This is a genomic window from Pseudomonas sp. Leaf129, assembly GCF_001423465.1.
Lineage (GTDB): Bacteria > Pseudomonadota > Gammaproteobacteria > Pseudomonadales > Pseudomonadaceae > Aquipseudomonas > Aquipseudomonas coleopterorum.
Map to the genome: position 1 here is coordinate 111,699 of NZ_LMOC01000006.1, position 24,534 is coordinate 136,232.

At 62.3% G+C, this 24,534-nt stretch carries 21 protein-coding genes; all 21 read right to left on the bottom strand.

What is annotated here, in order from left to right:
• Nucleotides 1–3 precede the first annotated feature (3 nt).
• The 21 genes from fliG to flgD all read right to left on the bottom strand — a co-directional run bounded on the left by fliG (nucleotide 4) and on the right by flgD (nucleotide 24,531).
• Nucleotides 4–1,023 carry a flagellar motor switch protein FliG gene (gene fliG / locus ASF66_RS08655; protein WP_043193255.1) on the bottom strand — a complete coding sequence of 340 codons (1,020 nt, stop codon included), beginning with the start codon at nucleotides 1,021–1,023 and terminating at the stop codon, nucleotides 4–6.
• On the bottom strand, nucleotides 1,016–2,803 hold the full coding sequence (fliF, locus tag ASF66_RS08660; RefSeq protein ID WP_049858797.1) for a flagellar basal-body MS-ring/collar protein FliF: 1,788 nt from the start codon (nucleotides 2,801–2,803) through the stop codon (nucleotides 1,016–1,018). Before fliF ends, fliG begins: the two co-directional genes overlap by 8 nt.
• 14 nt (nucleotides 2,804–2,817) lie before the next feature.
• A complete protein-coding gene (fliE, locus tag ASF66_RS08665) occupies nucleotides 2,818–3,144 on the bottom strand; it encodes a flagellar hook-basal body complex protein FliE (protein WP_049858798.1) in 327 nt (108 codons plus the stop codon).
• Nucleotides 3,145–3,295: 151 nt separating this feature from the next.
• Nucleotides 3,296–4,684, bottom strand: a complete 1,389-nt coding sequence (locus ASF66_RS08670) for a sigma-54-dependent transcriptional regulator (protein ID WP_056843546.1) — start codon at nucleotides 4,682–4,684, stop codon at nucleotides 3,296–3,298.
• The gene (locus ASF66_RS08675; RefSeq protein ID WP_056843547.1) at nucleotides 4,681–5,898 is read right to left on the bottom strand and encodes a sensor histidine kinase; all 1,218 of its coding nucleotides are present in this window, start codon (nucleotides 5,896–5,898) and stop codon (nucleotides 4,681–4,683) included. The genes ASF66_RS08670 and ASF66_RS08675 overlap by 4 nt, the downstream gene beginning before the upstream one ends.
• A 227-nt stretch (nucleotides 5,899–6,125) precedes the next feature.
• Nucleotides 6,126–7,607 carry a sigma-54 dependent transcriptional regulator gene (locus ASF66_RS08680; RefSeq protein ID WP_056843548.1) on the bottom strand — a complete coding sequence of 494 codons (1,482 nt, stop codon included), beginning with the start codon at nucleotides 7,605–7,607 and terminating at the stop codon, nucleotides 6,126–6,128.
• 150 nt (nucleotides 7,608–7,757) lie between these two features.
• Nucleotides 7,758–8,051: a flagellar protein FliT gene (locus ASF66_RS08685; RefSeq protein WP_049858802.1), complete on the bottom strand. Its 294-nt coding sequence runs from the start codon at nucleotides 8,049–8,051 to the stop codon at nucleotides 7,758–7,760.
• Between the two features lie 10 nt (nucleotides 8,052–8,061).
• Complete coding sequence (gene fliS, locus ASF66_RS08690; RefSeq protein WP_056843549.1) at nucleotides 8,062–8,469, bottom strand: flagellar export chaperone FliS; 408 nt, start codon at nucleotides 8,467–8,469, stop codon at nucleotides 8,062–8,064.
• A 205-nt stretch (nucleotides 8,470–8,674) separates the two neighbouring features.
• Nucleotides 8,675–10,141 (bottom strand): flagellar filament capping protein FliD, encoded by a 1,467-nt coding sequence (gene fliD / locus ASF66_RS08695; protein WP_082484600.1) that lies wholly within the window; start codon nucleotides 10,139–10,141, stop codon nucleotides 8,675–8,677.
• An 80-nt stretch (nucleotides 10,142–10,221) separates the two neighbouring features.
• Nucleotides 10,222–10,566, bottom strand: a complete 345-nt coding sequence (locus ASF66_RS08700; RefSeq protein ID WP_082484643.1) for a flagellar protein FlaG — start codon at nucleotides 10,564–10,566, stop codon at nucleotides 10,222–10,224.
• A 71-nt stretch (nucleotides 10,567–10,637) separates the two neighbouring features.
• Nucleotides 10,638–12,092: a flagellin N-terminal helical domain-containing protein gene (locus ASF66_RS08705; protein ID WP_056843550.1), complete on the bottom strand. Its 1,455-nt coding sequence runs from the start codon at nucleotides 12,090–12,092 to the stop codon at nucleotides 10,638–10,640.
• A 421-nt stretch (nucleotides 12,093–12,513) separates the two neighbouring features.
• On the bottom strand, nucleotides 12,514–13,440 hold the full coding sequence (locus tag ASF66_RS08710; RefSeq protein WP_049858805.1) for a ketoacyl-ACP synthase III: 927 nt from the start codon (nucleotides 13,438–13,440) through the stop codon (nucleotides 12,514–12,516).
• Nucleotides 13,441–13,714: 274 nt separating this feature from the next.
• A complete protein-coding gene (locus ASF66_RS08715) occupies nucleotides 13,715–15,316 on the bottom strand; it encodes a flagellar hook-associated protein 3 (RefSeq protein WP_056843551.1) in 1,602 nt (533 codons plus the stop codon).
• Between the two features lie 13 nt (nucleotides 15,317–15,329).
• On the bottom strand, nucleotides 15,330–17,372 hold the full coding sequence (gene flgK / locus ASF66_RS08720; RefSeq protein ID WP_056843552.1) for a flagellar hook-associated protein FlgK: 2,043 nt from the start codon (nucleotides 17,370–17,372) through the stop codon (nucleotides 15,330–15,332).
• A gap of 11 nt (nucleotides 17,373–17,383) precedes the next feature.
• Complete coding sequence (gene flgJ / locus ASF66_RS08725; protein WP_056843553.1) at nucleotides 17,384–18,586, bottom strand: flagellar assembly peptidoglycan hydrolase FlgJ; 1,203 nt, start codon at nucleotides 18,584–18,586, stop codon at nucleotides 17,384–17,386.
• 11 nt (nucleotides 18,587–18,597) lie between these two features.
• The gene (locus ASF66_RS08730; RefSeq protein WP_049858809.1) at nucleotides 18,598–19,707 is read right to left on the bottom strand and encodes a flagellar basal body P-ring protein FlgI; all 1,110 of its coding nucleotides are present in this window, start codon (nucleotides 19,705–19,707) and stop codon (nucleotides 18,598–18,600) included.
• 12 nt (nucleotides 19,708–19,719) lie between these two features.
• Complete coding sequence (flgH, locus tag ASF66_RS08735) at nucleotides 19,720–20,415, bottom strand: flagellar basal body L-ring protein FlgH (protein WP_049858810.1); 696 nt, start codon at nucleotides 20,413–20,415, stop codon at nucleotides 19,720–19,722.
• Between the two features lie 70 nt (nucleotides 20,416–20,485).
• Nucleotides 20,486–21,271, bottom strand: a complete 786-nt coding sequence (gene flgG, locus ASF66_RS08740; RefSeq protein ID WP_049858811.1) for a flagellar basal-body rod protein FlgG — start codon at nucleotides 21,269–21,271, stop codon at nucleotides 20,486–20,488.
• A 49-nt stretch (nucleotides 21,272–21,320) separates the two neighbouring features.
• Nucleotides 21,321–22,058 (bottom strand): flagellar basal body rod protein FlgF, encoded by a 738-nt coding sequence (locus tag ASF66_RS08745; protein WP_049858812.1) that lies wholly within the window; start codon nucleotides 22,056–22,058, stop codon nucleotides 21,321–21,323.
• Nucleotides 22,059–22,490: 432 nt separating this feature from the next.
• Nucleotides 22,491–23,801, bottom strand: coding sequence for a flagellar hook protein FlgE (flgE, locus tag ASF66_RS08750; RefSeq protein WP_056843554.1), 1,311 nt, complete (start codon nucleotides 23,799–23,801; stop codon nucleotides 22,491–22,493).
• Nucleotides 23,802–23,829: 28 nt separating this feature from the next.
• A complete protein-coding gene (flgD, locus tag ASF66_RS08755; RefSeq protein WP_056843555.1) occupies nucleotides 23,830–24,531 on the bottom strand; it encodes a flagellar hook assembly protein FlgD in 702 nt (233 codons plus the stop codon).
• Nucleotides 24,532–24,534 lie beyond the last annotated feature (3 nt).

Consider the following 24,534-nt stretch of genomic DNA (forward strand, 5'->3'; position numbering starts at 1 on the left):
TGATTAGATCATCTCTTCCCCGCCCTTGCCACCGAGCACGATTTCGCCGGCTTCGGCCATGCGCCGAGCAATGGTGAGCACTTCCTTCTGCGCCGACTCGACATCACTGACCCGCACCGGCCCCTTGGCCTCGAGGTCGTCACGCAGCAGCTCGGCCGCGCGCTTGGACATGTTCTTGAAGATCTTCTCGCGCACACCCTCGTCGGCGCCCTTGAGCGCCACCACCAGCACGTCCGAGGAAACCTCGCGCAGCAGCGCCTGGATACCCCGGTCGTCGACATCCTTGAGGTTGTTGAAGACGAACATGAGGTCTTCGATCTGCCCGGACAGTTCTTCGTCGACTTCGCGGATGGAGTCCATCAACTGGCCTTCGGACGAGCTGTCGAGGAAGTTCATGATGTCCGCGGCGCGCTTGACCCCACCCAGGGTCGTCCGGGTGGCGTTGGAATTGCCGGAGAACTGCTTCTCCAGAATGGTGTTGAGTTCTTTCAATGCTGCCGGCTGTACGGTGTTGAGCGACGAGACGCGCAGGATGATGTCCAGCCGCGCCTTGTGCTCGAAATGCGCCAGCACTTCACCGGCCTGGTCGGGGTCGAGGTAGGCCACGACGATCGACTGGATCTGCGGGTGCTCGTAGCGAATGACGTCGGCCACGGCGCGGGGCTCCATCCACTTCAGGCTGTCCAGGCCGCTGGTGTTGCCGCCCAGCAGGATCCGGTCGATCAGGCCGTTGGCCTTGTCTTCGCCCAGGGCCGAGGTCAGCATCTTGCGGATGTAGTTGTCGGAACCGACACCCAGACCGGTCTGATCGCCGACCACGGTGACGAATTCGCTCATCACCTGCTCGACCTGCTCGCGGTGCACGTTGCGCATCTGCGCCATGGCCACGCCCACGCGCTGGACCTCCTTGGGGCCCATGTGGCGAAGCACCTGCGCCGCGTCGGTTTCACCCAGCGACAGCAGAAGGATGGCGGCCTTGTCGACCTTGGTCAGCTTGGGGGTGACGGCTTGTGAACTACTCATCGGCATTGATCCACTCTTTCACGACCTGGGCCACTCGGCCCGGGTCTTCGGCCACAAGACTCTTGATCGCATTCAACTGGGCGTCATAGCCCTCGGTCGGGCTGGGCAGCAGAATGCTCTGCGGCCCACCCAGGCTGACCCGATCGTTGGCCAGCTCGCCATCCATGCCCAGGGCAGCCACGCCGCCCATTGCGCCGGCGGCGCCGAGTTCGGCATCCCCCGCCTTGCCCTTGCCACCGCCGGTGATGTTGTTCAGCACCGGACGCAGCACGCCGAACACCAGAACCAGGATGAACACCACACCCAGTACCTGCTTCATGATGTCCCAGAACCAGGGCTCCTTGTAGAACGCAGGTTCGGTGATGACTTCGGCCGAGTTCGGCGCGAACGGTACGTTGATCACGGTCACGCTGTCGCCGCGGCTGGCATCGAAGCCCACGGCGTCCTGCACCAGGCGGGTGAAACGGGCCAGCTCCTGGGCGTTCCACGGTGTCATGGTCACGGTACCGTCAGCCGGGTTGACCTTGGCCTGGTCGTCGACCACTACCGCCACCGACAATCGGCTCAGACGACCCTGCTGCTGCTTGGTGTGGCTGATGGAACGGTCCAGCTCGAAATTCTTGGTCGACTGCTGACGCTTGTCGGCCGGATACGGTGCCAGCATCGGTTGGCCGGTGGCCGGGTCCATGATCTGCTGGCCGTTGGCGTCGAGCAGCGGCTGGCCCGGCTGGATGGCGCCTGCGGCTGCCTGCCCCTGAGCGGCATTCTGCGGCGCGGTGGCAGGCCCCGGAGGCTGGTTGCTCAAGGCCCCCGGCACACCCGAAGGGCCCGAACCGCTGGAACGCTGCTCGGTGGTGGACTGCTCGCTGCGCAACGCCGGCTGGTCCGGATTGAACTGCTCGGAGGTCGATTCGACCGCGCTGAAATCCAGATCTGCCGAAACTTCAGCCTTGAACCGATCGCTGCCCACCACCGGCTGCAGAATGTTCTGCACCCGCTGGGTCAGCATGCTTTCCAGGCGACGGCTGTAGTCGTACTGCTTGCCAGCCATGGTCAACGCGTTGTCTTCGAGCTGCGCGGAGAGCAGCGTGCCCTTCTGGTCGACGACCGAGACGTTCGACTTGTTCAGCTCCGGAACGCTGGTCGCCACCAGATTGACGATGGCCGCCACCTGGCCGGCGTCCAGGGTACGGTTGGGGTACATTTCCACCAGGACCGACGCGGTGGGCTTGCGCTCGTCGCGGACGAACACCGAGCTTTTCGGAATGGCCAGGTGCACACGCGCTGCGCGGATGTTGTTCAGGCTGCCGATGGTACGGGCCAGTTCACCTTCCAGGCTGCGGCGATAACGCGCGGTTTCCATGAACTGACTGGTGCCCAGGCCCTGCTCCTTGTCGAGCGATTCGTAGCCGACATTGCCGTCGCTGGGTGCCACGCCGGCCGAGGCCAGGGCAATGCGCGCACGCGACTGATCGTCGGCCTTGACCAGCAAGGCGCCGGAGTTGGGTTCCACGGTGTAGGGAATGTTGGCGGTGGTCAGGGTATCGATCACCTGCTTGGTGTCCATGCCCGCCAGGCTGCCGTACAACGGACGGTAGTCGGGCTGCTGCGACCACAGGACCACGGCGAAGCCGATCGCCACGCTGGCCGCCAGGCCGACCAGCAGGCCGACCTGACGCAGCATGGTCATCTGTGACAGATTCTGCAGGACGGACAGACCCATGAGCGGCGATTTGTTGCCGCTCTTGGCCGGAAGATTGTCGGTGGTCGCTTCAGCCATGACTCAATTCGTCCTCAGACCGGCATCTGCATGATGTCTTGGTAAGCCTGGACCAGTTTGTTGCGCACCTGGGTCAAGGCCTGGAAAGAGACGCTGGCTTTCTGCGAGGCGATCATCACGTCGGTGAGGTCGACGCCACTCTTGCCGATCTCGAAGGCAGTGGCCAACTGGCTGGAGGCGCCCTGTACGTCGGCGACCTTGTTGATCGCGCCGCCAAGCATATCGGCAAAGCTGCTGGCACCGACTTCCGGTGCCGCAACCGCCTTGGGTCTGGCCATGGCGTCCGCCTGCATGGCGCGCATGTCCAGCATCAAGCGGTTGAATTCAATACCTTGGCTCATGGGTAACCCTCTGCGACGACCTGCGTTTTTTTGACACTGCTGCATTCACTACAGAGGTAGTAGCAAGGAGGGTGCCAGTTGCAGTCGCAGGGTGGCCAAACGGATCGGCGGCGACAAATGACCGCACCGGCCGTCGCTCATCGGACGGCCTTCAAGAGGCGAACAGACTGGCCTCCACATCCATTCCGGCGTCACGCATCTGGGCCAGTTTGTAGCGAAGTGTCCGTGGGCTGATACCCAGGCGCTCGGCGGCTTCCTTGCGCCGACCCCGCTCGCTGCGCAGAGTGTCGATGATCATCTCGAATTCGCGTCGGCGCAGATCGTCCTCCAGCACGCCGGGGAGTGCCTCGGGCTCGACAGGCGCGGGCGCCTGCTCCACCAGGCTCAACGGTGACGACGCAACTGCACCGGCGGGCCCGGCCAGGCAGAAGTCGGCGGCCTGGATCAGGTTACCGTGCTGCAGGATCAACGCACGCTGGATGGCGTTGTCCAGCTCGCGAACATTACCCGGCCAGGGGTGATCGAGCAGGCACTTTTCGGCCTGGGGCGCGAAGCGCACGGGCGCGTGCTTCATCTTGTCGACCTGACGGGCCAGCAACCGTCGGGCCAGCGGCAGAATGTCGCCAGGCCGTTCGCGCAGCGGTGCCCAGGCCAGCGGGAACACCGAAAGCCGATAGAACAGGTCTTCGCGGAAACGCCCCGCTGCGACGTCTTGCGCAAGGTTGCGGTTGGTGGTGGCGATGACCCGGATGTCCAGGGCAATGGGCCTGCGCGCGCCGACACGTTCGACCTCGCGCTCCTGCAGCACACGCAGCAACTTGGCCTGCAGCCCCAGGGGCATCTCGGAAATCTCGTCGAGCAGCAGGGTACCGCCATCGGCCTGCTCGAACTTGCCGGCCTGGGCCGCAATGGCGCCGGTGAACGCGCCTTTCTCGTGGCCGAACAGGGTGGCTTCGAGCATGTTGTCCGGAATCGCCGCGCAGTTGATGGCAACGAAGGCCTGCTGCGCGCGGTTCGACTGTTGATGGATATAGCGCGCCAGCACTTCCTTGCCGGTACCCGACTCACCGGATATCAGCACCGTGGAATCACTGCGCGCGACCCGCGCGGCCAGCTCGAGCAGAGCCTGACTGGCGGGTTCCAGCGCCACCGGCCCCTGCTCGCTTCCCGCCGGAACCAGACCACGACCATGCCGGGTCACCAGATCGATCAACGCACTCGGCTCGAACGGCTTGACCAGGTAATCGGCCGCGCCCTGGCGCATGGCATCCACCGCTCGCTCGACCGCGCCATGGGCTGTCATCAGCAACACCGGCAGTTGCGGTTGGCGAGCGCGCAGCAGTGCCAGTAGCTGATGTCCATCGATTCCGGGCATGTTGACGTCGCTGATGACGATGCCAAAGGCTTCGCGTGCCACCGCCAGCAAGGCCTCCTCGGCACAGGTCACCGCTTCGAATTCGAAACCGCCCAGTTCGAGGGTATCGCCCAGCGCCTCGCGCAGGGCACGGTCATCCTCGACCAACAGCACCTTGATGTTCATCGAATGGGCTCCTGCTGAACGACCAGCGGCAAGGTCAAGGTTGCGCAGGTACCCCGCCCGACTGTGGAACGCAAGACCAGGTCACCCTGATGCGCGCGCGCAACGGCCTTGACCACCGACAGGCCGAGCCCGGTTCCGGTGGCCTTGGTGGTGAAGAACGGCTCACCCAGACGCGCCAGGATCGCCGGCGCCATGCCAGGCCCGTCGTCGCTGACGCACAGGCGCAGGGTATCGCCGCGGGTATACAGGTGGAGTTTCAGACGGGCCTGACCGTTGCTGGCCTGAATGGCGTTATTCACCAGGTTGAGCACGGCGCCCACCAGGGTGTCCTTGTTGCACAGCAGCTCGCCGGCGTGGCTGTCGCATTGCCAACGCACAGGTACTTCCTGCACATGGGGCTGAGCGGCAGCCTGCAAAGCCTGCAGCAATTGCTTGGGCGCCAAGCGATCCGGAAGCGGCAGCTCGCCGCGGGCGAACACCAGCATGTCGCGGACCTGATGCTCCAGCTCGTGCAGACGCTCCTTGAGGCGGCTGGCGAAACGCTGCTGGGTCTGGACCGGTAAAGGCTTATCGGTCAGGTGGCTGGCGTACAGCAGCGCAGCCGACAGCGGCGTGCGAATCTGGTGGGCGAGCGAAGCCATCATGCGGCCGAGCGACGACAGGCGCTCGCTGCGCGCCACCTCACTCTGCAGCCGACGTGTTTCGGTCAGGTCGGTGAGCAACACCAACTGGCCAGGCTCGGCATCCAGCGAGCGCGTGGCAATCGACAGGCGTCGCCCGTCGATCAAAGAGATCTCGTGGCCGTCATCCCGGCGCGGCGCGAAACTGCGCACGATCACCTCACGCCACAGCTCGCCTTCCAGCGGTGCACCCAGCATTTCCAGGGCTGCCGGGTTGGCCTCGCGTACGTGACCTTGACCATCGATGACGATGACCCCGCCAGGCAACAGATCGAGCAGGTTCTGCAGGCGATTGGCGAGGCGTTCCTTTTCCGCCAGCTCGGCCAGGCGCTGCGCGCTGACCACTTCCAGCTCACCCTTGAGCGCTGCCACACGCTCTTCGAGCAGGCTGTAGGAGTCGCTCAGGCGATCGGACATCTGGTCGAACAGAGCGAAGGCCTGATTCAGGCCCTGGCGGCTGTCGGGCTGCGCTGCTGATGCGCTAACGTCGCGATGGGGCTGGGCAGCGGACGGCTGGATAGCGGCCTGTGGCATGGCTCTCTCTCACTTGGCTCACCGTCAAAAACGGTATCGTGACAGGGGCAAAAGCAATAGCCGTGCCGAATGGAACTCGAAAGGCGCAAGTCACGGGAAAGAATGAGGCGGATGCGCTGGGTTAAAGCCCGCGATTTCAGCGGCTTGGCGCGGTTGACACGAAGTAGCAGATTGGATGTGAAGCGTGGCCGCTGCCTTGCAAGCAGCGGCCGTTGCAGCCACAGGCGTCAATCGTCTGCCTGTTGCTCTTCGCCCTCACCTTCGCGCCGGCTCATGCCGTACTTGCGCATTTTCTCCACCAGCGTGGTACGGCGGATGCGCAGGCGCTCGGCAGCCCGGGCGACGATACCGTTGGCATCGTCCAGCGCCTGTTGGATCAGGCCTTGCTCCAGGCCGCCGAGGTAGTCCTTCAGATCGAGGCCTTCGGGCGGCAGCATGGCGCTGGACGCGAAGTCGGGAGTATGGCCGTTGATTGCCACCCGCTCTTCCAGATCGCTGCGCAGGCTGTCGACCAACTGCTCGTCTTCGTCATCCACGTAGCGGAATTTCTTCGGCAACTCGACCACGCCGATGACGCCGTACGGGTGCATGATCGCCATGCGCTCGACCAGATTGGCCAGCTCGCGTACGTTGCCCGGCCAGCCGTGGCGGCACAGCGACATGATGGCCGCCGAGTTGAAGCGGATCGACCCGCGCTTCTCATGTTCCATGCGCGAGATCAGCTCGTTCATCAGCAGTGGAATGTCTTCCACACGCTCACGCAACGGCGCCATCTCGATGGGGAACACGTTCAGGCGGTAGTACAGGTCTTCACGGAACGTGCCGACCTCGATCATGCTTTCCAGATTCTTGTGGGTGGCAGCGATGATGCGCACGTCAATACTTTGGGTCTTGTTGCTGCCCACCCGCTCGAATGTCCGTTCCTGTAACACTCGCAGCAGCTTGACCTGCATCGGCAACGGCATGTCGCCGATCTCGTCGAGGAACAGGGTGCCACCGTTGGCCAGTTCGAAACGGCCGGCGCGACTGGTAATCGCCCCAGTGAAAGCGCCTTTTTCATGGCCAAACAGCTCGCTTTCGAGCAACTCGGCGGGAATGGCGCCGCAGTTGACCGGCACGAACGGCGCATCGCGACGCTTTGAGTGGTAATGCAGGTTGCGCGCAACCACTTCCTTGCCGGTACCCGATTCGCCAAGGATGAGCACACTGGCGTCGGTATCGGCCACTTGCTGCATCATCTGCCGAACGTGCTGGATCGCGCGGCTGGTGCCGACCAGGCTGCGGAACAGGTTGGGTTCACGCTGACGGCCGCGTTCGCGGGCCTGGTCGTACATCTCGCGATAGACCTGGGCGCGGTGCAGGGAATCGAGCAGCTTGCTGTAGCTGGGCGGCATTTCCAGGTGGGAGAGCACGCGACGACGCAGGTCGTCGGGAAGCTCGACGGCGCCTGGATCACCCAGCAACAGCACCGGAAGGAATTCATCCCAGTTGGCCAAGGTCTTCAGCAGCCCGGCCAGATTGCCCGAAGACACGTCCCCCACCAGAACGCAGAGCGCCTCGCGGCTGGACGACAGCGAGTCGACCGACATCTGCCAGTCGCCGCTGCCGCAGGCCAGGTTCTCTTCGCCAAGAAAGTTCAGGATGACCGCCAGATCCCGGCGGCGAACGCTATCGTCATCGATCAGCAGAATTTTCGTTTCACGCCACATGCAATAGCAACTTCCCTAGTCAACTCGAAGCCCGGAGGGCGCTCTCGACGTTTTTGGCCATGGTTTCAGCTAACAGACGCCAGACGAATCACAACAGCCACTAGTAAAGGCAAAAAAATCGACTTAGTCAAATTTATGGCGCAATGGCTGTCAACGGAACAGATGGTAAACCTTTGCAGCGTTCTTCGCTTGGTTGAACTGTGACATTTCGTCGACAACCGACTGACGCGCTAAACGAGTGACGTTGAGTAATTGACGGTAGACCTCGAGCAGATCTTCCAGGTGGCTGCGCAGTTGGGAGGGATCTTCCGGGACTTCCTGCAGCACGCTGTCGACGCAGGCGCGGCACTCGATGTCGAGTACGCCGATCGCATCCCAGTCTCCGGCCTGCATGGCGTCTACCAGGGCGTGGCGAGTCTGCTGAATACGCTGTAGTGCACTCATGACGAACTCCTCAGGCCGGCAGGGCCGATTCGTGGCTGGCAATGGCGTCCCAACCGCTCTTGACGGTGATCATCAGGCGAGCGACTTCGTCGATCAGCTGTGGATCGTTCTTGATGTTGGCTTCGGTCAGGCGTCCAGACATGTAGGCGTACAGATCATCGAGGTCCTTGACAGACTGTTCGTTAGCCGCCTTGGTGGCATCCAACCCCTGGCGCAGACCGCCAATGATGGCGACGGCCTTGCCGAGCATCTCGCCCTTCTGTGCAACCTGACCGCGGCTCATCGCGCCCTTGGCCTGGGCCATGCGATCGAGACTGCCCTGCATCAGCATCTGCACCAGCCGGTGAGGCGTGGCTTCGGATGTCTGGGCATGGGAATCGACCTTCTGGTATTGGCTCAGCGCTCTCATGGCGTTCATTGCGGTGGACCTCGTCACACAGTATTTGATGTTGTATCGCTTGATTACTATGTCGTCGCGGGCGGGGAAAACTTTAGCGGGCCTGGGGGAATATGCGCATGAAACTGAAATCACACCGGCAACGTCGGCGATATGGAGACATTCGAGAAACGGCAGAATAAGCAAAAGCCCGGTATGAACCGGGCTTCTGGATTTTCGCGAAGCATCAATCGCTGTCGGTTTTGTTCAGCGCATTAAGCGTGGTCATGATGCTTTTGCTGGTGGCGTTCAGCTGTGCGACAAGGGTGTCCATCGCGGTGTACTTGGCATTCAAGGTGTCCGTGAGGTTCTTGATCCGGCGATCCAAGGCTTCCTGCTGCTCGGTCAGTTTGGTCAGCGTGCCGGAGAGCGCGTCCGAGCGCGCGGCAAGAATGCCGCCCTTCACTGCGTAGGAATCAGTTGCGATGGTCATACGCGCAAGCAGGCCGTCCTTGCCGGTGAACATCTCCTGGATGGCAGCCACATTGGCGGTGTCGCCCATGGCCTTGGTCCACTTGGCGTCGTCCATTACCAGCAGGCCGGTCTTCTGGTCGGTGTTGATACCAAATTGAGACAACGTCAGCTTGCTCGAACCCGAGGAAGTGACCAGCTCGTTGCGCATCGACTGGATCAGGTGACGCACGGTGGAATCTCCGGTCAGCCCTCCCCCGCTGGTCGTGCCGTCGGCCGCTGTACTGACCTTGGTCAAGGTGTTGAGCTGGGTCATGAGCGCGTTGTAGGCGTCCACGAATCCGGTGGTGGCTTTTTTCAGGGTGTCGGTGTTGGTGGTGACGCTGATGGTCGTCTTTTCACTACCGGCCTCCAACAGTTTGATCGACACGCCACTGATAGCAGCTGCCACCGTGTTGGTCGACGATTCCATCTCGATGCCGTCGATCTTGTATTTCGCATTGCCTGGCGCGGTGACGGTGGTGGTAGCGGTCAGTTTGTCGAGCCCGCTGTCAGCGTTGGCCGACATGGAAATTTCGGTGCCCGAGCCTGTGGTCGACGAACTGAGTACCAGACGCGAGCCACTGGCGTCGGTCAGGATGTTGGCACTGATGCCACGGCTGGCCATCTGGGTATTGATCAGATCACGGGTCTGCGCCAACGTGGCACCTGCCGGAATGCTGACTTTGCTGTCCTTGCCGGATTGACTGATCGTCAGGTCCTGAGCCGACGACGTGGCGTTGACCACCGCCGCGCTCTTCTCGGCATACACGCCGGAAGAGATCTTCGAGGCGCTGGCCAGGCTCGTCACTTCCAGCGAGTAGGTACCGTCGGAGGCGGAATCGGTCACCGTTACCGAAGCGGTCTTGTCATTGGACGAGGCACCGGTCAAACCACTGAAGGTCGAGGCCTTGTTCATCGCCGCGACGGCCGTGCGGTAGGTTTCCAGCGCGCTGGTGACGGTACCAACAGCAGTCAACGTCGTGGTCGTGGTCAGCGTCTGGGTATCGATCTGCTTTTGCTTGGGCGCTTTCTCGGCGTTCACCAAGGCCTTGACGATGGCATCGGTGTCGATACCCGAGCCCACGCCGCTGGACTTGATCGCGCCGCTGGTGCTGGTCGAGCTGGTGGTGCTGCTGGTACTTGCGGTGCTGGCAGCGGTGGTAGCGGCCGTGGTGCCAGTGGTGGAGGAAACAGTAGCCATCGCAATCTCCTAGAACTGAGTCAGGCGTGTTTTTGACGGATACCGCCCCAAGCACACCCAGCTACATTTTTCGTGCCAGTTCAGATCTTCGCGTCAAGCAGACCGCTGCGACCGTCCGCAAGGCTCTGCGCCAGCTTGAGCGCGGCCTCGGTCGGCAACTGACGAATGATTTCACCGCTGTCCGTAGCGATGACTTTGACCACGACGTGATGCGTCGAGTCATCGATAGAGAACTCCAGGTTGCGCTGTGAGGTGTTCACGTGCGCCTGGATATCCTTCACCGCTTGTTCCAATTCGGCCCGCTCGGGTGCAACGGGTTGCGCCGCGGGTTCGTCTTGCGTGACCTGCCGGGCAGGCAGGGAGGCGGCGCCGGCTGGCGCTGACGTGACGGCAAGAGGCGGTCTCGCTGTAACGCTCATGTCCATGTTCATCACCCCGGAAATCAAAAAACGGAAGGGTGCGTGGGCACCCTTCCGTCAGTCAGCCAAGTGGCGAATTACTGAAGCAGCTTCAGTACCGACGAAGGCAACTGGTTGGCCTGGGACAGGATCGCGGTGGATGCCTGCTGCAGGGTCTGCTGCTTGGTCAGCTCAGCGGTTTCCGAAGCGAAGTCGGCGTCCTGTACGCGGCTACGGGCAGCGCTGGAGTTTTCCGAAATGCTCTGCAGGTTGGAAACAGTGCTATCGAAGCGGTTCTGGATTGCACCAAGGTCCGCACGTTGCGAGTCGATGTTGGAGATTGCCTTATCGATTGCGGCCAGAGCATTCTGCGCGCCGTCGGCGGTAGTAATCGACGTCTTATCGATGCTGGTGAGCGTTGAAGCGGCCGTAGCGCCGCCCAGAAATGCTGTGGCACCACTACCAGTTACCGAGTACGCCTTGGCTGAGTTCATCTGAACTGCGCCCGTGAGCGTCGTGGCAGCAGTAACCGCACCACCAGAAAGAGCAGGAGTTGTTCCACTACCATCAGCGACCGCTGCACTCAACCCCACAAATTTAGTAGCGGCAGTACCACCACCCGCTGTAGACAGATCACCAAAGGACACGTTCTCCCCTGAAGCCGAAGTAATCTTGAGGGTACCTTTCGACGAATCAAAGTCAACGGATATACCCAGCGCAGCAGCATTCGAGCTCAATTGATCCGCAAGCTCGGCAGTGCTGTTCGCACCGATGATATCAACAGCATCGGCGTCGCCAACTTTGATACTGAAAGAAGCCCCCGCATCTTTAGCAACAGAAAGACTAACTGTTGTGCTTGCAGTTGCGGAAAGACCCGGCACAGCGTTGTTGAGTGCGCTTGCAACAGACTTCGCGGAGTTAGCTACGTCGGCAGCGCCGATCACGACTGATTTGGCAGAACCACCACCGGTCACATTAAATGTCAATTCACCCGTCACGCCGGCCGTGGTCGGAGCTATGGTTGCGGACTTCAGCTGCTGGGAGCCAATCTTGTTCGCAGAGATGTCGCCAAGCGTCACATTGATTGTTTCGTTGGCATTAGCGCCGATTTGGAAGGCGGTGGAGCCGAAAGAACCATCAAGCAGGTTACGACCACCGAACGTGGTGGTAGTGGAGATACGGGTCAATTCCGAAGTCAACTGCGAGTATTCGGACTGCAGGGAAGAACGGTCTTCGCTGCTGTTCGAACCGTTCGCCGATTGCAGAGCCAGTTCACGCATACGCTGAAGGATGTTGGTGGATTCCTGCATCGCGCCTTCAGCGGTCTGGGCGATGGAGATACCGTCGTTGGCGTTCTTGACTGCAACCGACAGGCCGTTGATCTGGCTGGTCAGACGGTTGGAGATCTGCAGGCCGGCGGCATCGTCCTTGGCGCTGTTGATTTTCAGGCCCGAGGAAAGACGGGTCATCGAGGTGCTCAGCGCATCGGAAGCCTTGTTCAGGTTTTTCTGAACGGTCAAGGAAGCGGTGTTGGTGTTTACGGATAAGGCCATGACAAATTCCTCGGGGTTGTTAGCTGTGGCTTCCGGCCCTGGCGAGCGCCGGGTGTGGCCTAGAGAACCTTCGTAGTAGTTATCGTCGGTTCAGCGCTTTGCTTGAGGGTGATTGCAATGTTTTTTCACCTTCGAGCCGCTGTAGCCGGAAAAAGCAAGCGTTGGCTTGATCTCTCTTGATAACTATTTCGTCCGGGGAAGGGGGAACTTGAGGGAGATGCGTGGGAAAAGCGGGGATTTCTGGCGTCAACGGATAGACGGTCGCAGTGGCGTCGGTCGCGTTGGTAGATGCGCGGTGTGTATGGACGACCGCGGGGCGGCCGGACGCGGCTTGCGCCGCTGCTACAGGGATCGTGTTGTCCGCGTGGGCGGCCCAGGTTTTGTAGCAGCGGCGCGAGCCGCGTCGGCAGGCGGCGCGGTATCAGGGGCGGTAGATGAGCGCGGAGCCCCAGGACAGGCCGACGCCGAAGCCGCTCAGGGCGACTCGCTTCCAGGAGGAGTCGAGGATGTGCTTTTCCAGCAACAGCGGAATGCTGCTCGACACTGTATTGCCGGTTTCGACCATGTCCTTGATGAACTTCTCCGGCTCTTCCTCGAAGCGCCGCGCCACGGCGTCGACGATCGCCGCGCTGCCCTGGTGGATGCAGTACGCGTCAACATCGGCGCTGGTCAGTCCCGATTCGTCGAGCAGTTCATGCAAATGTGCCGGCACCTTGAGCAGCGCAAAGTTGAACACCTGACGGCCGTTCATGAAGAAAACGCCATCGGTCACTTTCAAATGCGGCGCGCCGGAACCGTCGGTGCCGAACTTGGCCTTGCCCAACTGCCAGGGCGCGTCTTCACCCATCCAGGTGGCGGTGGCCGCGTCGCCGAAAAGCATGGTGGTGTTGCGGTCTTCAGGGTCGACGATCTTGGAGTACGGGTCCGCGGTGATCAGCAGACCGTTCTTCAGGCCGGCCGCTTCCATGAAGCCCTTGAGTGCATAGATGCCGTATACATAGCCTGAGCAACCCAGGCTGATGTCGAACGCTGCGACGTGGGTCGGCAGGCCGAGCTTGTCCTGAACGATGGCGGCTGTGTGCGGCAAGCCCTCCTCGTCTCCGTTCTGGGTCACGACGATCAACGCGTCGATGGACTCGCGCGACAGCTGCGGATTGCTGGCGAACAGCGCGTTGGCCGCTTCCACGCACAGGTCGGAGGTTTCCTGGTCGGCAGCCTTGCGCGGCAGGAAGGCCGAGCCGATCTTGCCGATGATGAATTCTTCATCCTTGGCGAATTTGGCACCTTGGGCGTAGTTGTCCAGGCCTTCGGCAGGCACGTAACTCGCGATGCTTTTTATGCCAATCATTGTGGCTTCCCAATACAAAGGTAGCTGGAGGTCATCACGCGGGGCATGTGCGCGATGCCATCGAAAAGGGTCTCAGGCGGCGCCGACCTCTACGGGACGGCGCCAGCGCTGCCGAAAAACAAGCAGCTGCAGGCCGCTGATGCAGCGACCTGGTAATACATAAGGGTGAAGATGCACGATCCGACTCATTGGTCACAGGGATATTGTGCCATAGGCCGTAGGAAATGGCGCGACGCGGGGTGGTAGAGGGAAGACGGGGCTTGCGCCCCGCCGCTTACAGCTTGTTGAACAGACTGAGCTGAGAGATCTTCGCGAAAGCCAGCTGCGAGGCCTGCAACATAGTCTGTTGCAGGCTCAGGGTGACCGAGGCCGTGGCGAAGTCGGTGTCGGCTATCGCCGACTGGGTCCCCTTGTTGGCAAGAGCCAAGCTCACGTTCTCGTCGTTCTGAATGGCCAGCGAATTGAGCCGTGCGCCAATCTGCCCGCGGGAGATGTCGATGTTCTCATTGGCGCTGGCCAGGTTGCCCAGCGCCGAGTCGGTGGCATTCTTCAGCGCCAGCGCGGACTTGGCGTCCGTCACCGGTATCTCCAGAGCTGTCTTGAGCTGATGCAGGGTGTCCAGCACGTTCTGCGTCTTGTGGCTGTTGGCGTTGACGCTGAAGCTGTCACCCGCACCTGCCTCGCCGGAGAGCTTGAAAGTCACACCCGCAGCCGTGATCGTGCTGCCATTGGCCCCGGCGACCACCGCACCCTTGCCGATGGCTCGGCTGGAATCGGTCACGGGCTGGGCATAAACCTCGTACTCGCTGCTGCTGGTGAACTTGATCACCGCCCCCCCGGCCGGGAAGCCCGCCGCATAGCCCTGGGTATCGGTCACGTTCGCACTGACCAACTGCGCCGTGGACGTGTTGGCCGCGTTGCGCGTCGAACTGATGCTGTCCGGCTTGCTACCGAGGCTGAACGTGCGCCCGGCGATGTCGGCATCGGTGACGGTGCCCAGCTCGCTTTGCTTGGTGGCCACATCGATGTCGAACTCCACACCGTACAGGCTGACGGTGGTGCCGCCGTCGGCCTTCGGATCGAAGGTGCCATTGCCGCTGACCTGGGACGTCACGTCCTTGCCGCTGCTGTTGGTGAGGGTGAACTGGGTGCTGCTGGTGAACGTCAATTTGTACGGCTGGCCATCGGTGAAGGCCTTGTTGTAGGTCGTCAGCGATTCCAGGCGGCCGTCGGACACCGTGACCAGACCGTCGTCGACCACCGCGCCGTTGGCATCCACCGGCGCGGTCATGGTGGTCTGCGTGCGGCTGGTGTTCACCGCCGTTTCCAGAATGCTGTAGCCGGTGTCGTTGGTGGCCAGTTGCAGGGTGTCGGACACCTGCAGGCTGAGCTGGGTCTGGTCGCCCTGATAGGTGTAGCTGCCGTCGCTGTTCTGCACATAGGGCGGCGTGCCGGTCTTGGACCCGGAGAACATGTACTGGCCGTTGGAATCCTTGGTATTGAGCAGGCCCAGGACGTTCTTTTCGATCTCGCCGATTTCACTGGCGATCGACGTCCGGTCGGCGTCGCTAAGGCCACCGTTACCGGCCTGGATGGTCAACTCCTGCGCCCGCTGCAAGGCCGTGGTGATGCTGTCGAGCACACTCTCTTCCTGGGTCAGCGAGTTGGTGACGCTGGTCATGTTGCCGCTGTACTGGGTCAGCAAGCTGCTCTGCTGTTGCAACTGCAACAACTTGGCCGCGCCGACCGGATCGTCACCAGCGCTCTGGATGCGGTTGCCCGAGCTGATCTGTGCCTGGGTCTTGGCGGTGTCCGAGAAATTCTGGGAATAGCCGGTCGCGCTGGTCTCGAAGTACTGAGAAGTGGAAATTCGCATGGTCGACTATTCCTTAGAGGGCGTTGATCAGGACGCTGAAGGTTTCCTGAGCAGCCTTGATGATCTGCGAGGACGCGGTGTAGTACTGCTGGAACTTCACCAGGGATGCCGCTTCGTCGTCCAGGTTGACGCCGGATACCGAGTCGCGATTGGTCTTGGACTGGGTCAACACGGCGCCGGTGGCTTTGGTGTCGACGGTGGCCTGGCTGGCCTTGGCGCCGACCCGCTCAACCAGTGAGGCGTAGGCACTGGTGAAGCTCATGCCGGGGTTGCCCGCCGTGGCGCCCACGGTGGCCTTGGTCTGCAACGCCAGCAGTTGGGTGGCATTGCGGTTGTCGGATTTGCCGTCGGCGTTGAACGACACGGTGTAGCTGTCGTTGACCGCAGGCGAGCCACCCACGGTGGTTTCGAAGGTGAAGGTCAGTTGCTTGCCGTCGGCGCCGTTGACCGGTTGGCCATCGGCACCCACCACCGGCACGGTCAGGCTCAGGTTGTTGCTCTGGCCGGGCACGATCGTGCCGCTGCCGATGCTGGTGCCCGAGGCATTGAACAGGCTGTAGCTCTGCGCGCCGTCGGTGGTCTTGCCGAACACCAGCTTGACCGGCGACGAGGTTTCGATGCCGCTCTGCAACTGGCTCAGAGCCGTGCCGCTGTAGATGTCCAGCTCGCTGCTGAGCACCGGCTGGGTGAAGGTGCCGGTGCCCGAGTTGCCGACGGTCGCCGTGCCGGTGAGTGGCGCGGCGAAGGCGAGCTTGTTCGAGTCGGTCAGTGTATTGGTGATGGCGCTCGCGCCACTGCGGGTCGGCGTGACCACGAAGCTGTCGCCAGTCGCTACAGTGCCTTTCAGACCCAGGGTAACGCCATCGATCACCGGCGCAGGGTTCGTGCCCAGGTCGAAATTGCCCATGGAAGTGCCGTCGGAACGGGTCACGCTGTAGGCAGTGGCGCTGCTGAACTTGACGTTGTAATCGTAGATGGTCAGCTTGCTGGAGTCGGCCACGGTAACGCTGAGGTTGCCCGAACCTGCGCTGTTGTTGGACGACGCCAGGCTGCGGTTGGCAACGGCAGTCGCGCTGTTGATGCTGGAAAACAGCGACGAGCCGAAGTCACCGTTGAGGTCGATGCCTTTACCCAACTGGCTGTTCAGGCTGTCGGCAACGACGATTGCCGTGCGCCCCAGTTCATTGATCGCCGGGTTCAGTGCGTCGCTGCGAAAACGCAAAAGGCCGCCGATCTCGCCGCCGGTGGTCACCGAGGTCACGTCGGTGCTGTAACCCTGGTACTGGATGGTCAAGCCGTACTGACTCTTGTCGGCTACGCCAGGCGTTGCCACCAGCGAGTTCGCCGAGCTACCGGTGACCAGCGACTGCCCCGAACCCAGGTAGACATCGTAGTTGCCGTCGCGCTGCTGCACGGTCACGCCGACCAGCTCGTTGAGCTGGCGGACGTTCTCGTTGCGCGCATCGATCAGGCTGTTGGGCGTGGAACCGCTGCCCGACATCTCGGTGATCTGCCGGTTGAGATCGGCGATATTGCCGCTGAGCTTGTTGACCTGCCCGGTCAGGGTGGTCAGCGAGGCATTGATGCTGTCGTTCTGCTGACTGAACTGCGAGGAAATCGAGTTGAAGCGATTGCTCAGGGTCTGCGCCTGGGTCAGCAGCAGCTGCCGCGCCGAGGTATCGCTGGGGTTGGCCGATGCGGTCTGCACGGCGGAAAAGAAGCTGCTGAGCACGGCGCTGATACCGGTGCTGCCATCGGACAGCAACTTGTCGATGCTGTTGATCTGGGTGCTGTACGCGGTCGCGTCGGCGCTCAGTGCAGTACTGGTCTGCAACTGGGTGTCCATGTAGCTGCTGTAGATGCGGCGCACGTCGGAAATGGTAGTGCCGGTGCCCAGATAGCCCACGCCGATGTTCTGCAAGCCACTGGCAGTATTCACCACCGACTGCCGGGAATAGCCGGCGGTCGCGACGTTGGCGATGTTGTTACCGGTGGTCGCCAGGGATGCCTGGCTGGACGCCAGACCGGACAGCCCAATGGAGATCAGATTCGACATGGGTTCAAACCTTATAGATTCGTGGTAGCGCTGGTGCTGCTGCGAGCGTAGTTCTCATAGCCTTGCATCTGCTTGGCGATCGAGGAGATCTTGCTGGCGTAGTTCGGGTCGGTGGCGTAGCCGGCCTTCTGCAGTTCCTTGACGAATTGTTCGGGGTTGTCCGCGGACTTGACCACGCCCTGGTAGCGGTCGTTGTTCTGCAACAGGCTGACCAGGTCGTGGAAGCTGTCTTCGTATGAATCATAGGAGCGGAAATCGGCGGTTTCCTTGACCATCTGGCCGTCGCGGAATTCGCTGGTGATCGCACGGGCGTTCTCGCCCTTCCAGTTGCCGGTCGCCTTGATGCCAAACAGATTGTGGCTGTTGCTGCCGTCGTCGGCACGCATGATCGATTTGCCCCATCCGGTTTCCAGCGCCGCCTGGGCGACCAGCACCTTGGGATCGACACCGATGCGCGCAGCGGCTTTTTCAGCCATGGGCAACATGGTCGCGATGAATTCGTCGGACGATCCGAAGGCGCGCTTGGCCGGCGCCAAGGGCGGCTGGGCGACGCTTTTGGCCAGGCTGCTGCCCTCGACCGCGGCACCGCTGCGCACGGCATTGGCAATGCTGTTGGCCGGTGCGCTGGCCGGGACGTTGATGAGGTTCTTGCTGCCGGTGGCGGCGCTCGCATCGGTCGCCGTGGAAGGCACGATGCCGGCCACGAGACGGTCAGCCAACTTGCTCGGCAGCGACAGGCGCCGCTGGTTCAGCAAGGCCATGTCGTTGTGCGCCGTGGTGCCGGCAGCCTTGGCATCGGCCGAAGCATCGCGGGTGGCGCCCAGCGGCTTGGTCAGGCTGTTGTCGGCATGGGCGAACGGATTCGCCCCGGCACGGGCCACGCCCTTGGTCTTGGACAGCTGGCGCATGAGCACGTCCTGCAGGCCAATGCCGCCGCCTTCCTTGGACAGGGTCACGGACAGCTGCTGGTCGTACATGGACTGGTATTGCTTGGTGGTTTCGGTGTTCAGCGGGTTGTCCTTGGCCAACACGTCATTTGCCGAACGCATGGACTTGAGCATTTCACCGAGGAACAGCGACTCGAATTCCTGGGCCACCTTGCGCAGGTTGGCCTCGCTGTCGCGATCCCCGACTTTCAACGAGCTCAGGCGATTGAGGTCGGTGTAAGCCCCTGAATCCCGTGTTCCCGATACTCCGCCATTCGGCATTTCCATCAGCTGCTACCTCAAATCACGATCAGGTCGGCCTGCAAGGCGCCGGCCTGTTTCAGGGCTTCGAGAATGGCCATCAAGTCACCGGGCGCCGCGCCTACCTGGTTGACCGCGCGGACGATCTCGTCGAGCGTGGTGCCAGGGCCAAACTTGAACATCGGTTTGGCTTCCTGCTGGGCGCTGACCCGCGAACGTGGCACCACCGCCGTCTGGCCGCCGGACAGAGGCCCGGGCTGGCTGACGATCGGATCTTCGGTGATGGTCACCGTCAGGCTGCCGTGGGTCACTGCCGCAGGCGATACCTTGACGTTCTGGCCAATCACGATGGTGCCGGTGCGCGAATTGATGATCACCTTGGCCACCGCCTGGCCCACGTCGACGTCGAGGTTCTCGAGAATCGACAGGTAGTCCACACGCTGGCTGGGGTCGACCGGTGCAGTGACGCGTACCGAGCCCCCATCGACAGCTTGTGCAACTCCCGGGCCAAGTAGCTCGTTGACCTTGTCGACGATGTGCTTGGCCGTGGTGAAGTCAGGCCGGTTGAGGTTCAGCGTCAGGCTGTTGCCCTGGTTGAAGCCACTGGGCACGGAGCGCTCGACGCTGGCACCGCCAGGAATCCGTCCCGCCGACGGCACGTTGACGGTGATTTTCGACCCGTCGCGACCTTCGGCGTCAAAACCACCGACGACGAGGTTGCCTTGAGCAATGGCGTAGACGTTGCCGTCGATACCCTTGAGCGGGGTCATCAGCAGGCTGCCGCCGCGCAGGCTCTTCGAGTTGCCGATGGACGACACGGTGATGTCGATCACCTGCCCCGGCTTGGCGAATGCGGGCAGATCAGCGTGGATCGATACCGCAGCGACGTTCTTGAGCTGCACGTTGCCCGACCCTGGCGGCACCTTGATGCCGAACTGCGACAGCATGTTGTTGAAAGTCTGCAGGGTGAACGGGGTCTGGGTGGTCTGGTCGCCGGTGCCGTTGAGGCCCACGACCAGGCCGTAGCCGATCAGCTGGTTGGTGCGCACGCCGGAAATGCTGGCGATGTCCTTGAGACGCTCGGCCTGAACGCCGAACGCGGCGGACATCAGCAGTGCAGCGGCGATCAGGTGCTTGAAGTTGAGCATGGACGGACGCACTCAGAAAGGAAACAGGGGGCTGGCGAAGAACCGGTCGAACCAACCCGGCTGACTGGCTTCGGCGAATGAACCGGTGCCCGAATAGGTGATGCGCGCATCGGCTACTCGTGTCGAGGACACGGTGTTGTCGGTGGCGATGTCATCGGCCCGGACCAGCCCTGCAATGCGCACCAGCTCTTCGCCGGTGTTGAGCGTCATCCACTTTTCTCCGCGGACCGAGATGATGCCGTTGGGCAGCACGTCGGCCACCGTCACCGTGACCGAGCCGGTCAGGCTGTTGTTCTGCGCCGCCGCGGCGGTGCCGTTGGTGGCGCGCGTGCCGCTGTAGCCCGCGTTGAGGCTCAGATCACCACTGCCCAGCGGGTTGTTGGTGTTCACGCCGGCGCCGAACAGCGAGGTCAGGCCCAGGCTGTTGCTGCTGTCCTTGCCGACCTTGGAGTTGGCGCTCTTGCTGGCGCTGGTCCGCTCGTTGAGGGTGATGGTGATGATGTCGCCGACGCGGAACGCCTTGCGGTCGCTGTACAGGTTCTGCTCGAAGCCGGCCTGGTAGATCGAGCCGTTGTTGGCGGCGGCAGGCATCGGCGTGCGCGGCAGCACCGGGGCGTAGTACGGGTCGTTGGGCTTGGCCGGTGGCGCGACGCAACCGGTCAGCAGGGCCATTCCACTCAGGGCAAGAACAATCGAGACACGACGCATGACACAGACCTCACGGTGTAGCCGGCGCACACGGCGCCCAGGTAGCTTGGGGGTTACGGATAGCCCAGGGTTACAGGTTCTGGGTCAGGTTCTGCAGCATCTGGTCGGCGGTGGAGATCACCTTGGAGTTCATCTCGTAGGCACGCTGGGTGGTGATCATGTTGACCAGCTCCTCCACGGTGCTCACGTTGGAGTTCTCCAGGGTGTTCTGCAGCACGGTGCCCGCACCGTTCAGACCGGGGGTCGCCACCTGCGGCGCGCCGCTGGAGGCGGTTTCCAGGAACAGGTTGCCACCGATGGCCTGCAGGCCTGCCGGGTTGATGAAGTCGGCGGTCTGCAGGTTGCCGATCACCTGCGAAGCAGGGTTGCCGGCGGTGGTGATGGAGACGGTGCCGTCAGTGCCCACGGTGAAGGTCTGCGCGTCGTTGGGGACGACGATGGCCGGCTCCAGGGCCAGGCCCTGAGCGGTGACGATCTGGCCGTCGGAGTTCAGGTGGAACGTGCCGTCTCGGGTGTACGAAACGGTGCCGTCAGGCTGCATCACCTGAAAGAAACCGCGGCCGTTGATGGCCATGTCCAGCGGCTGCTCGGTGGTCTGTAGGCTGCCGGCGGTGAAGTTCTTCTGGGTGCCGACGATGCGCACACCGGTACCGACCTGCAGACCCGACGGCAATTCGCTGTCCTGGGTCGACTGGGCGCCGGGCTGACGCTTGATCTGATAGAGCAGGTCCTGGAATTCGGCGCGATCACGCTTGAAGCCGGTGGTCGATACGTTCGCCAGGTTGTTGGAAATCGTGGTCAGGTTGGTGTCCTGGGCCTGGAGGCCGGTCTTGCTGACCCAAAGTGCTGGAAGCATGTGTCATCTCCTGGAGCGCCTGGTTTACGGCGCGATCGCTACGCTGGAATTAGATTTGCAAGACCCGGGCCATGGCCTCGTCACCTTCTTTGGCGGTGCTCATCATCTTGATGTGCAGTTCGAACTGCTTGGAGAGCGCCAGCACCGAGGTCATCTCCTCGACCGCGTTGACGTTACTTGCCTCCAGGAAACCGGACTCGACCCGCACGGCGGCATCGGCGGGCGCCGGCTGGCCGCTGGTGGTGTGGATCAGGCCGTCCAGCCCCTTGGTCAGGGTTTTCACATCGGGATTGACCAGCTTGATGCGGTCGACCTGGGCCATGACGTTCGGCGCCTGGCCCAGACCGCGAATGCTGATGGTGCCGTCCATGCCGATCTCGATTTTCTCGTCTGGCGGAACGGCGATCGGACCGCCGTTGCCCATGACCGGCAAACCGTTGCCGGCGCGCAGTACACCGAGCGCATCGACGTTCATGCTGGCGGTACGCACATAGGCTTCGCCGCCGTCTGGTGTCTGCACGGCGATGAAACCGTTGCCGCCCACTGCCACGTCCAGGTCTCGGCCGGTTTCCTGCAAGGCACCGCCGCTGAAATCGGTCGCCGGGCGTTCGGTAAGCGCATAGGCCCGCGAAGGAAAGGTGTCGCCGAACACCGGCATGGAACGCGCCTGTTCCAGGTCACGCTTGAAGCCAGTGGTCGAAATGTTGGCCAGGTTGTTGGCATGGGCCTTCTGCGCCAGCGCGTTCTGGCTGGCACCGGTCATTGCCACGTAGAGCATCTTGTCCACAGGTCTCTCCATCGACGGGCGAATGCCGTCTACTGCTGTACTGAGAGAGGTAGAGCAATATGCGGGCCAACTTTCGGCAGATACCTGCAGCCCCTCTGGGACGGGGCCTGCAGCGATTCTGGAGAGACCAACTGGAAGCTTGACGCCGAAAAGTCGGCGCGACATTGCCGCTAGCGGCAAAGGAAGAAAGGATTTACGTCACCCTGCCACGGCGAAGCGTGGCAGGTGTGCTGTCAACGACGGCAACCGGCGTTGCCGAAGGGCCCGGCAAAGCGCCGGTAATGCGGCCCGGGGTCGACCTGACTGCACAGGTACCGACCGGTCTCCAGGCTCTGGTATTTGTACCAGGGCGCTGGCGCAGCGACCGCCATCGCGCAGGTTGCCGCGATGACCCAGGCCGCACATAGACACCGCATCACTGCCCTGCCCTCATCAGGTCATCTGAATGATGGTCTGCATCACGGTGCTTTCGGTGGAGATGGTCTTGGCGTTCGCCTGGTAGTTGCTCTGCGCCTTGATCAGGTTCACCAGTTCAGCGGTCAGGTCGACGTTGGAGTCTTCCAGCGATTGCGATTGCAGGTTGCCCATGACGCCGGTGTCCGGAGTGCCGATCACGGCGGTACCGGACGCGAACGACTCCTTCCAGTTGGTGCCGCCGTTGGGCGCCAGACCCTGCATGTTGGCGAAGCTGGCCATGGCGACCTGACCGATGACCTTGTTCTGGCCGTTGGTGAAGTTGGCGAACAGGTTGCCGGTGCCGTCCACCGAGAGGCCGGTGAGTTCGCCGGTCGCATAACCGTTTTGAGTCTTGGCCGAGGTGGCGGAGGCTGAGTTGTATTGCGTGGTCTTCAGCATGTCCAGAGCGACGCCACCGGCATTGGCCGTTGCGCCGCTGGGCGTCCAGGTACCGTCGGCGCCCTTGCTGGCAGGGATCCAGCCGGCCAGGTTGAAGCTCTTGTCGGCGTTGATGCCCAGGCCGCCGGCGACATCGCCCTGATCGGGAACGATGAGGCTGCCGTCGGACTTGAAGGTCAGTTTGTTCACCAGCGGTGTGGTAAGCGTCGAATCGGCTGGATTGCGACCGTCGATGGTGGTGTGCATCGTCCAGCTGTTGGCCGCCTCGTCCTTGACGAAATACTGGTTCATCTGGTGCGCGTTGCCCAGGCTGTCGTAGACGTCGGTGTTGAAGGTGTAGTTGTAGCTGCTGACGTTGCTCGGATCGAACGGCGTAATGGTCGGCTGCACAGCGCTGGAGTTCAGGTTGACGGTTTCGGCTATCTTGGAAGTGGCCTTGGGCTGCAGGTTGGACGAATCGATTTTCAGGTTGGTCAGCACGCCGGTCTGCACCACGCCGTCCTGTGCGTTGTAGCCCTGCAGGTTGTTGCCCGACACGTCGACGACGTTGCCGTCCTTGTCGCTGTAGAAGGCACCGGCACGGGTGTAGAGCTTCTGGCCGCCGTCGTTGAGCACGAAGAAGCCGTTGCCGTTGATGGCCAGGTCCAGGCTCTGCCCGGTCGAGGTAATGTTGCCCTGGGTGAACTGCTGCGATACGGCCGCTGTGGTCACACCGCTGCCGACGCTGGTCTTGCCGGCCGTGGCGCGGATCGACGCGGCGTACTGGTCGGCGAACTCCGCGCGCGAGGATTTGAAGCCGGTGGTAGCGACGTTGGCGATGTTGTTGCCGGTCACGTTGAGCGCCTTGTTGGCTGCCGAAAGACCGCTCAAGCCGATGTTGAAAGTCATGCTGTACTCCTGCGCCGAACGAAGCGGCTCAAATTCCGATGGTTTGGACTTTCGACAGCGCGACGCTACCCAGTCCAGCGAGGTTGAGGGTCAGTTCACCGCCATTGGTGCCCATCGTGACGCTGTTCACCGTGGCGGGCAGGTAGGTGCTCATGGCCGTGGCGGTACCGTCGACGGTGGCTGCGGCCTTGAAGGTGTAGGTGCCGGCGGCGGCGACCGCGCCGTTGCTGTCCTTGCCATCCCAGGTGAAGCTGGCGTTGCCGGCCGACTGGCTGCCAAGGTCGATGCTGCGCACCAGGTCGCCTTTGCTGTTGTACACGCCGACCGTGGTGTTGCTGCTCGACGAGGTCAGCGCCACGGAGCCGGTGAGCCCCTTGGTGGGGTCGACCACGGCGGTGTCGGTCTGGGCGATGACCGAGCGACCGACCAGGGACGAGGCCTGCAGCGCCTGGGACGATTGGTAGTTGTTGGCGATGGTGCTCACCGACGAATTCAGGCTCTGCATGCTTTCCAGGCTGCTGAACTGCGCAAGCTGGGCGACGAACTCGCCGTTGTCCTGGGGATCGAGCGGGTTCTGGTTCTGCATCTGGGTCACCAGCAACTGCAGGAACGCGTCCTTGCCCAAGGCACTGCCGGCGGTGCCGGTCGAGCTGTTGGTGCTGCTGGTGGTTTTCTGCAATGAGTCCAGGACCGAGGAGCTCACGCCGGTAGTACTGCTGGTAGTCGTCATCTG

What these genes read in the sequence shown, in the direction of transcription:
- flgK (WP_056843552.1), bottom strand. Translation starts at nt 17,372, where the DNA reads ATGTCGAATCTGATCTCCATTGGGCTGTCCGGTCTGGCGTCCAGCCAG.
- ASF66_RS08710 (WP_049858805.1), bottom strand. Translation starts at nt 13,440, where the DNA reads ATGATTGGCATAAAAAGCATCGCGAGTTACGTGCCTGCCGAAGGCCTG.
- fliD (WP_082484600.1), bottom strand. Translation starts at nt 10,141, where the DNA reads ATGGCTACTGTTTCCTCCACCACTGGCACCACGGCCGCTACCACCGCT.
- fliE (WP_049858798.1), bottom strand. Translation starts at nt 3,144, where the DNA reads ATGAGCCAAGGTATTGAATTCAACCGCTTGATGCTGGACATGCGCGCC.
- flgH (WP_049858810.1), bottom strand. Translation starts at nt 20,415, where the DNA reads ATGCGTCGTGTCTCGATTGTTCTTGCCCTGAGTGGAATGGCCCTGCTG.
- fliS (WP_056843549.1), bottom strand. Translation starts at nt 8,469, where the DNA reads ATGAACGCCATGAGAGCGCTGAGCCAATACCAGAAGGTCGATTCCCAT.
- ASF66_RS08680 (WP_056843548.1), bottom strand. Translation starts at nt 7,607, where the DNA reads ATGTGGCGTGAAACGAAAATTCTGCTGATCGATGACGATAGCGTTCGC.
- ASF66_RS08670 (WP_056843546.1), bottom strand. Translation starts at nt 4,684, where the DNA reads ATGAACATCAAGGTGCTGTTGGTCGAGGATGACCGTGCCCTGCGCGAG.
- ASF66_RS08675 (WP_056843547.1), bottom strand. Translation starts at nt 5,898, where the DNA reads ATGCCACAGGCCGCTATCCAGCCGTCCGCTGCCCAGCCCCATCGCGAC.
- ASF66_RS08715 (WP_056843551.1), bottom strand. Translation starts at nt 15,316, where the DNA reads ATGCGAATTTCCACTTCTCAGTACTTCGAGACCAGCGCGACCGGCTAT.
- flgG (WP_049858811.1), bottom strand. Translation starts at nt 21,271, where the DNA reads ATGCTTCCAGCACTTTGGGTCAGCAAGACCGGCCTCCAGGCCCAGGAC.
- flgD (WP_056843555.1), bottom strand. Translation starts at nt 24,531, where the DNA reads ATGACGACTACCAGCAGTACTACCGGCGTGAGCTCCTCGGTCCTGGAC.
- flgE (WP_056843554.1), bottom strand. Translation starts at nt 23,801, where the DNA reads ATGACTTTCAACATCGGCTTGAGCGGTCTTTCGGCAGCCAACAAGGCG.
- flgJ (WP_056843553.1), bottom strand. Translation starts at nt 18,586, where the DNA reads ATGGAAATGCCGAATGGCGGAGTATCGGGAACACGGGATTCAGGGGCT.
- fliG (WP_043193255.1), bottom strand. Translation starts at nt 1,023, where the DNA reads ATGAGTAGTTCACAAGCCGTCACCCCCAAGCTGACCAAGGTCGACAAG.
- ASF66_RS08705 (WP_056843550.1), bottom strand. Translation starts at nt 12,092, where the DNA reads ATGGCCTTATCCGTAAACACCAACACCGCTTCCTTGACCGTTCAGAAA.
- ASF66_RS08730 (WP_049858809.1), bottom strand. Translation starts at nt 19,707, where the DNA reads ATGCTCAACTTCAAGCACCTGATCGCCGCTGCACTGCTGATGTCCGCC.
- ASF66_RS08700 (WP_082484643.1), bottom strand. Translation starts at nt 10,566, where the DNA reads ATGGACATGAGCGTTACAGCGAGACCGCCTCTTGCCGTCACGTCAGCG.
- fliF (WP_049858797.1), bottom strand. Translation starts at nt 2,803, where the DNA reads ATGGCTGAAGCGACCACCGACAATCTTCCGGCCAAGAGCGGCAACAAA.
- ASF66_RS08685 (WP_049858802.1), bottom strand. Translation starts at nt 8,051, where the DNA reads ATGAGTGCACTACAGCGTATTCAGCAGACTCGCCACGCCCTGGTAGAC.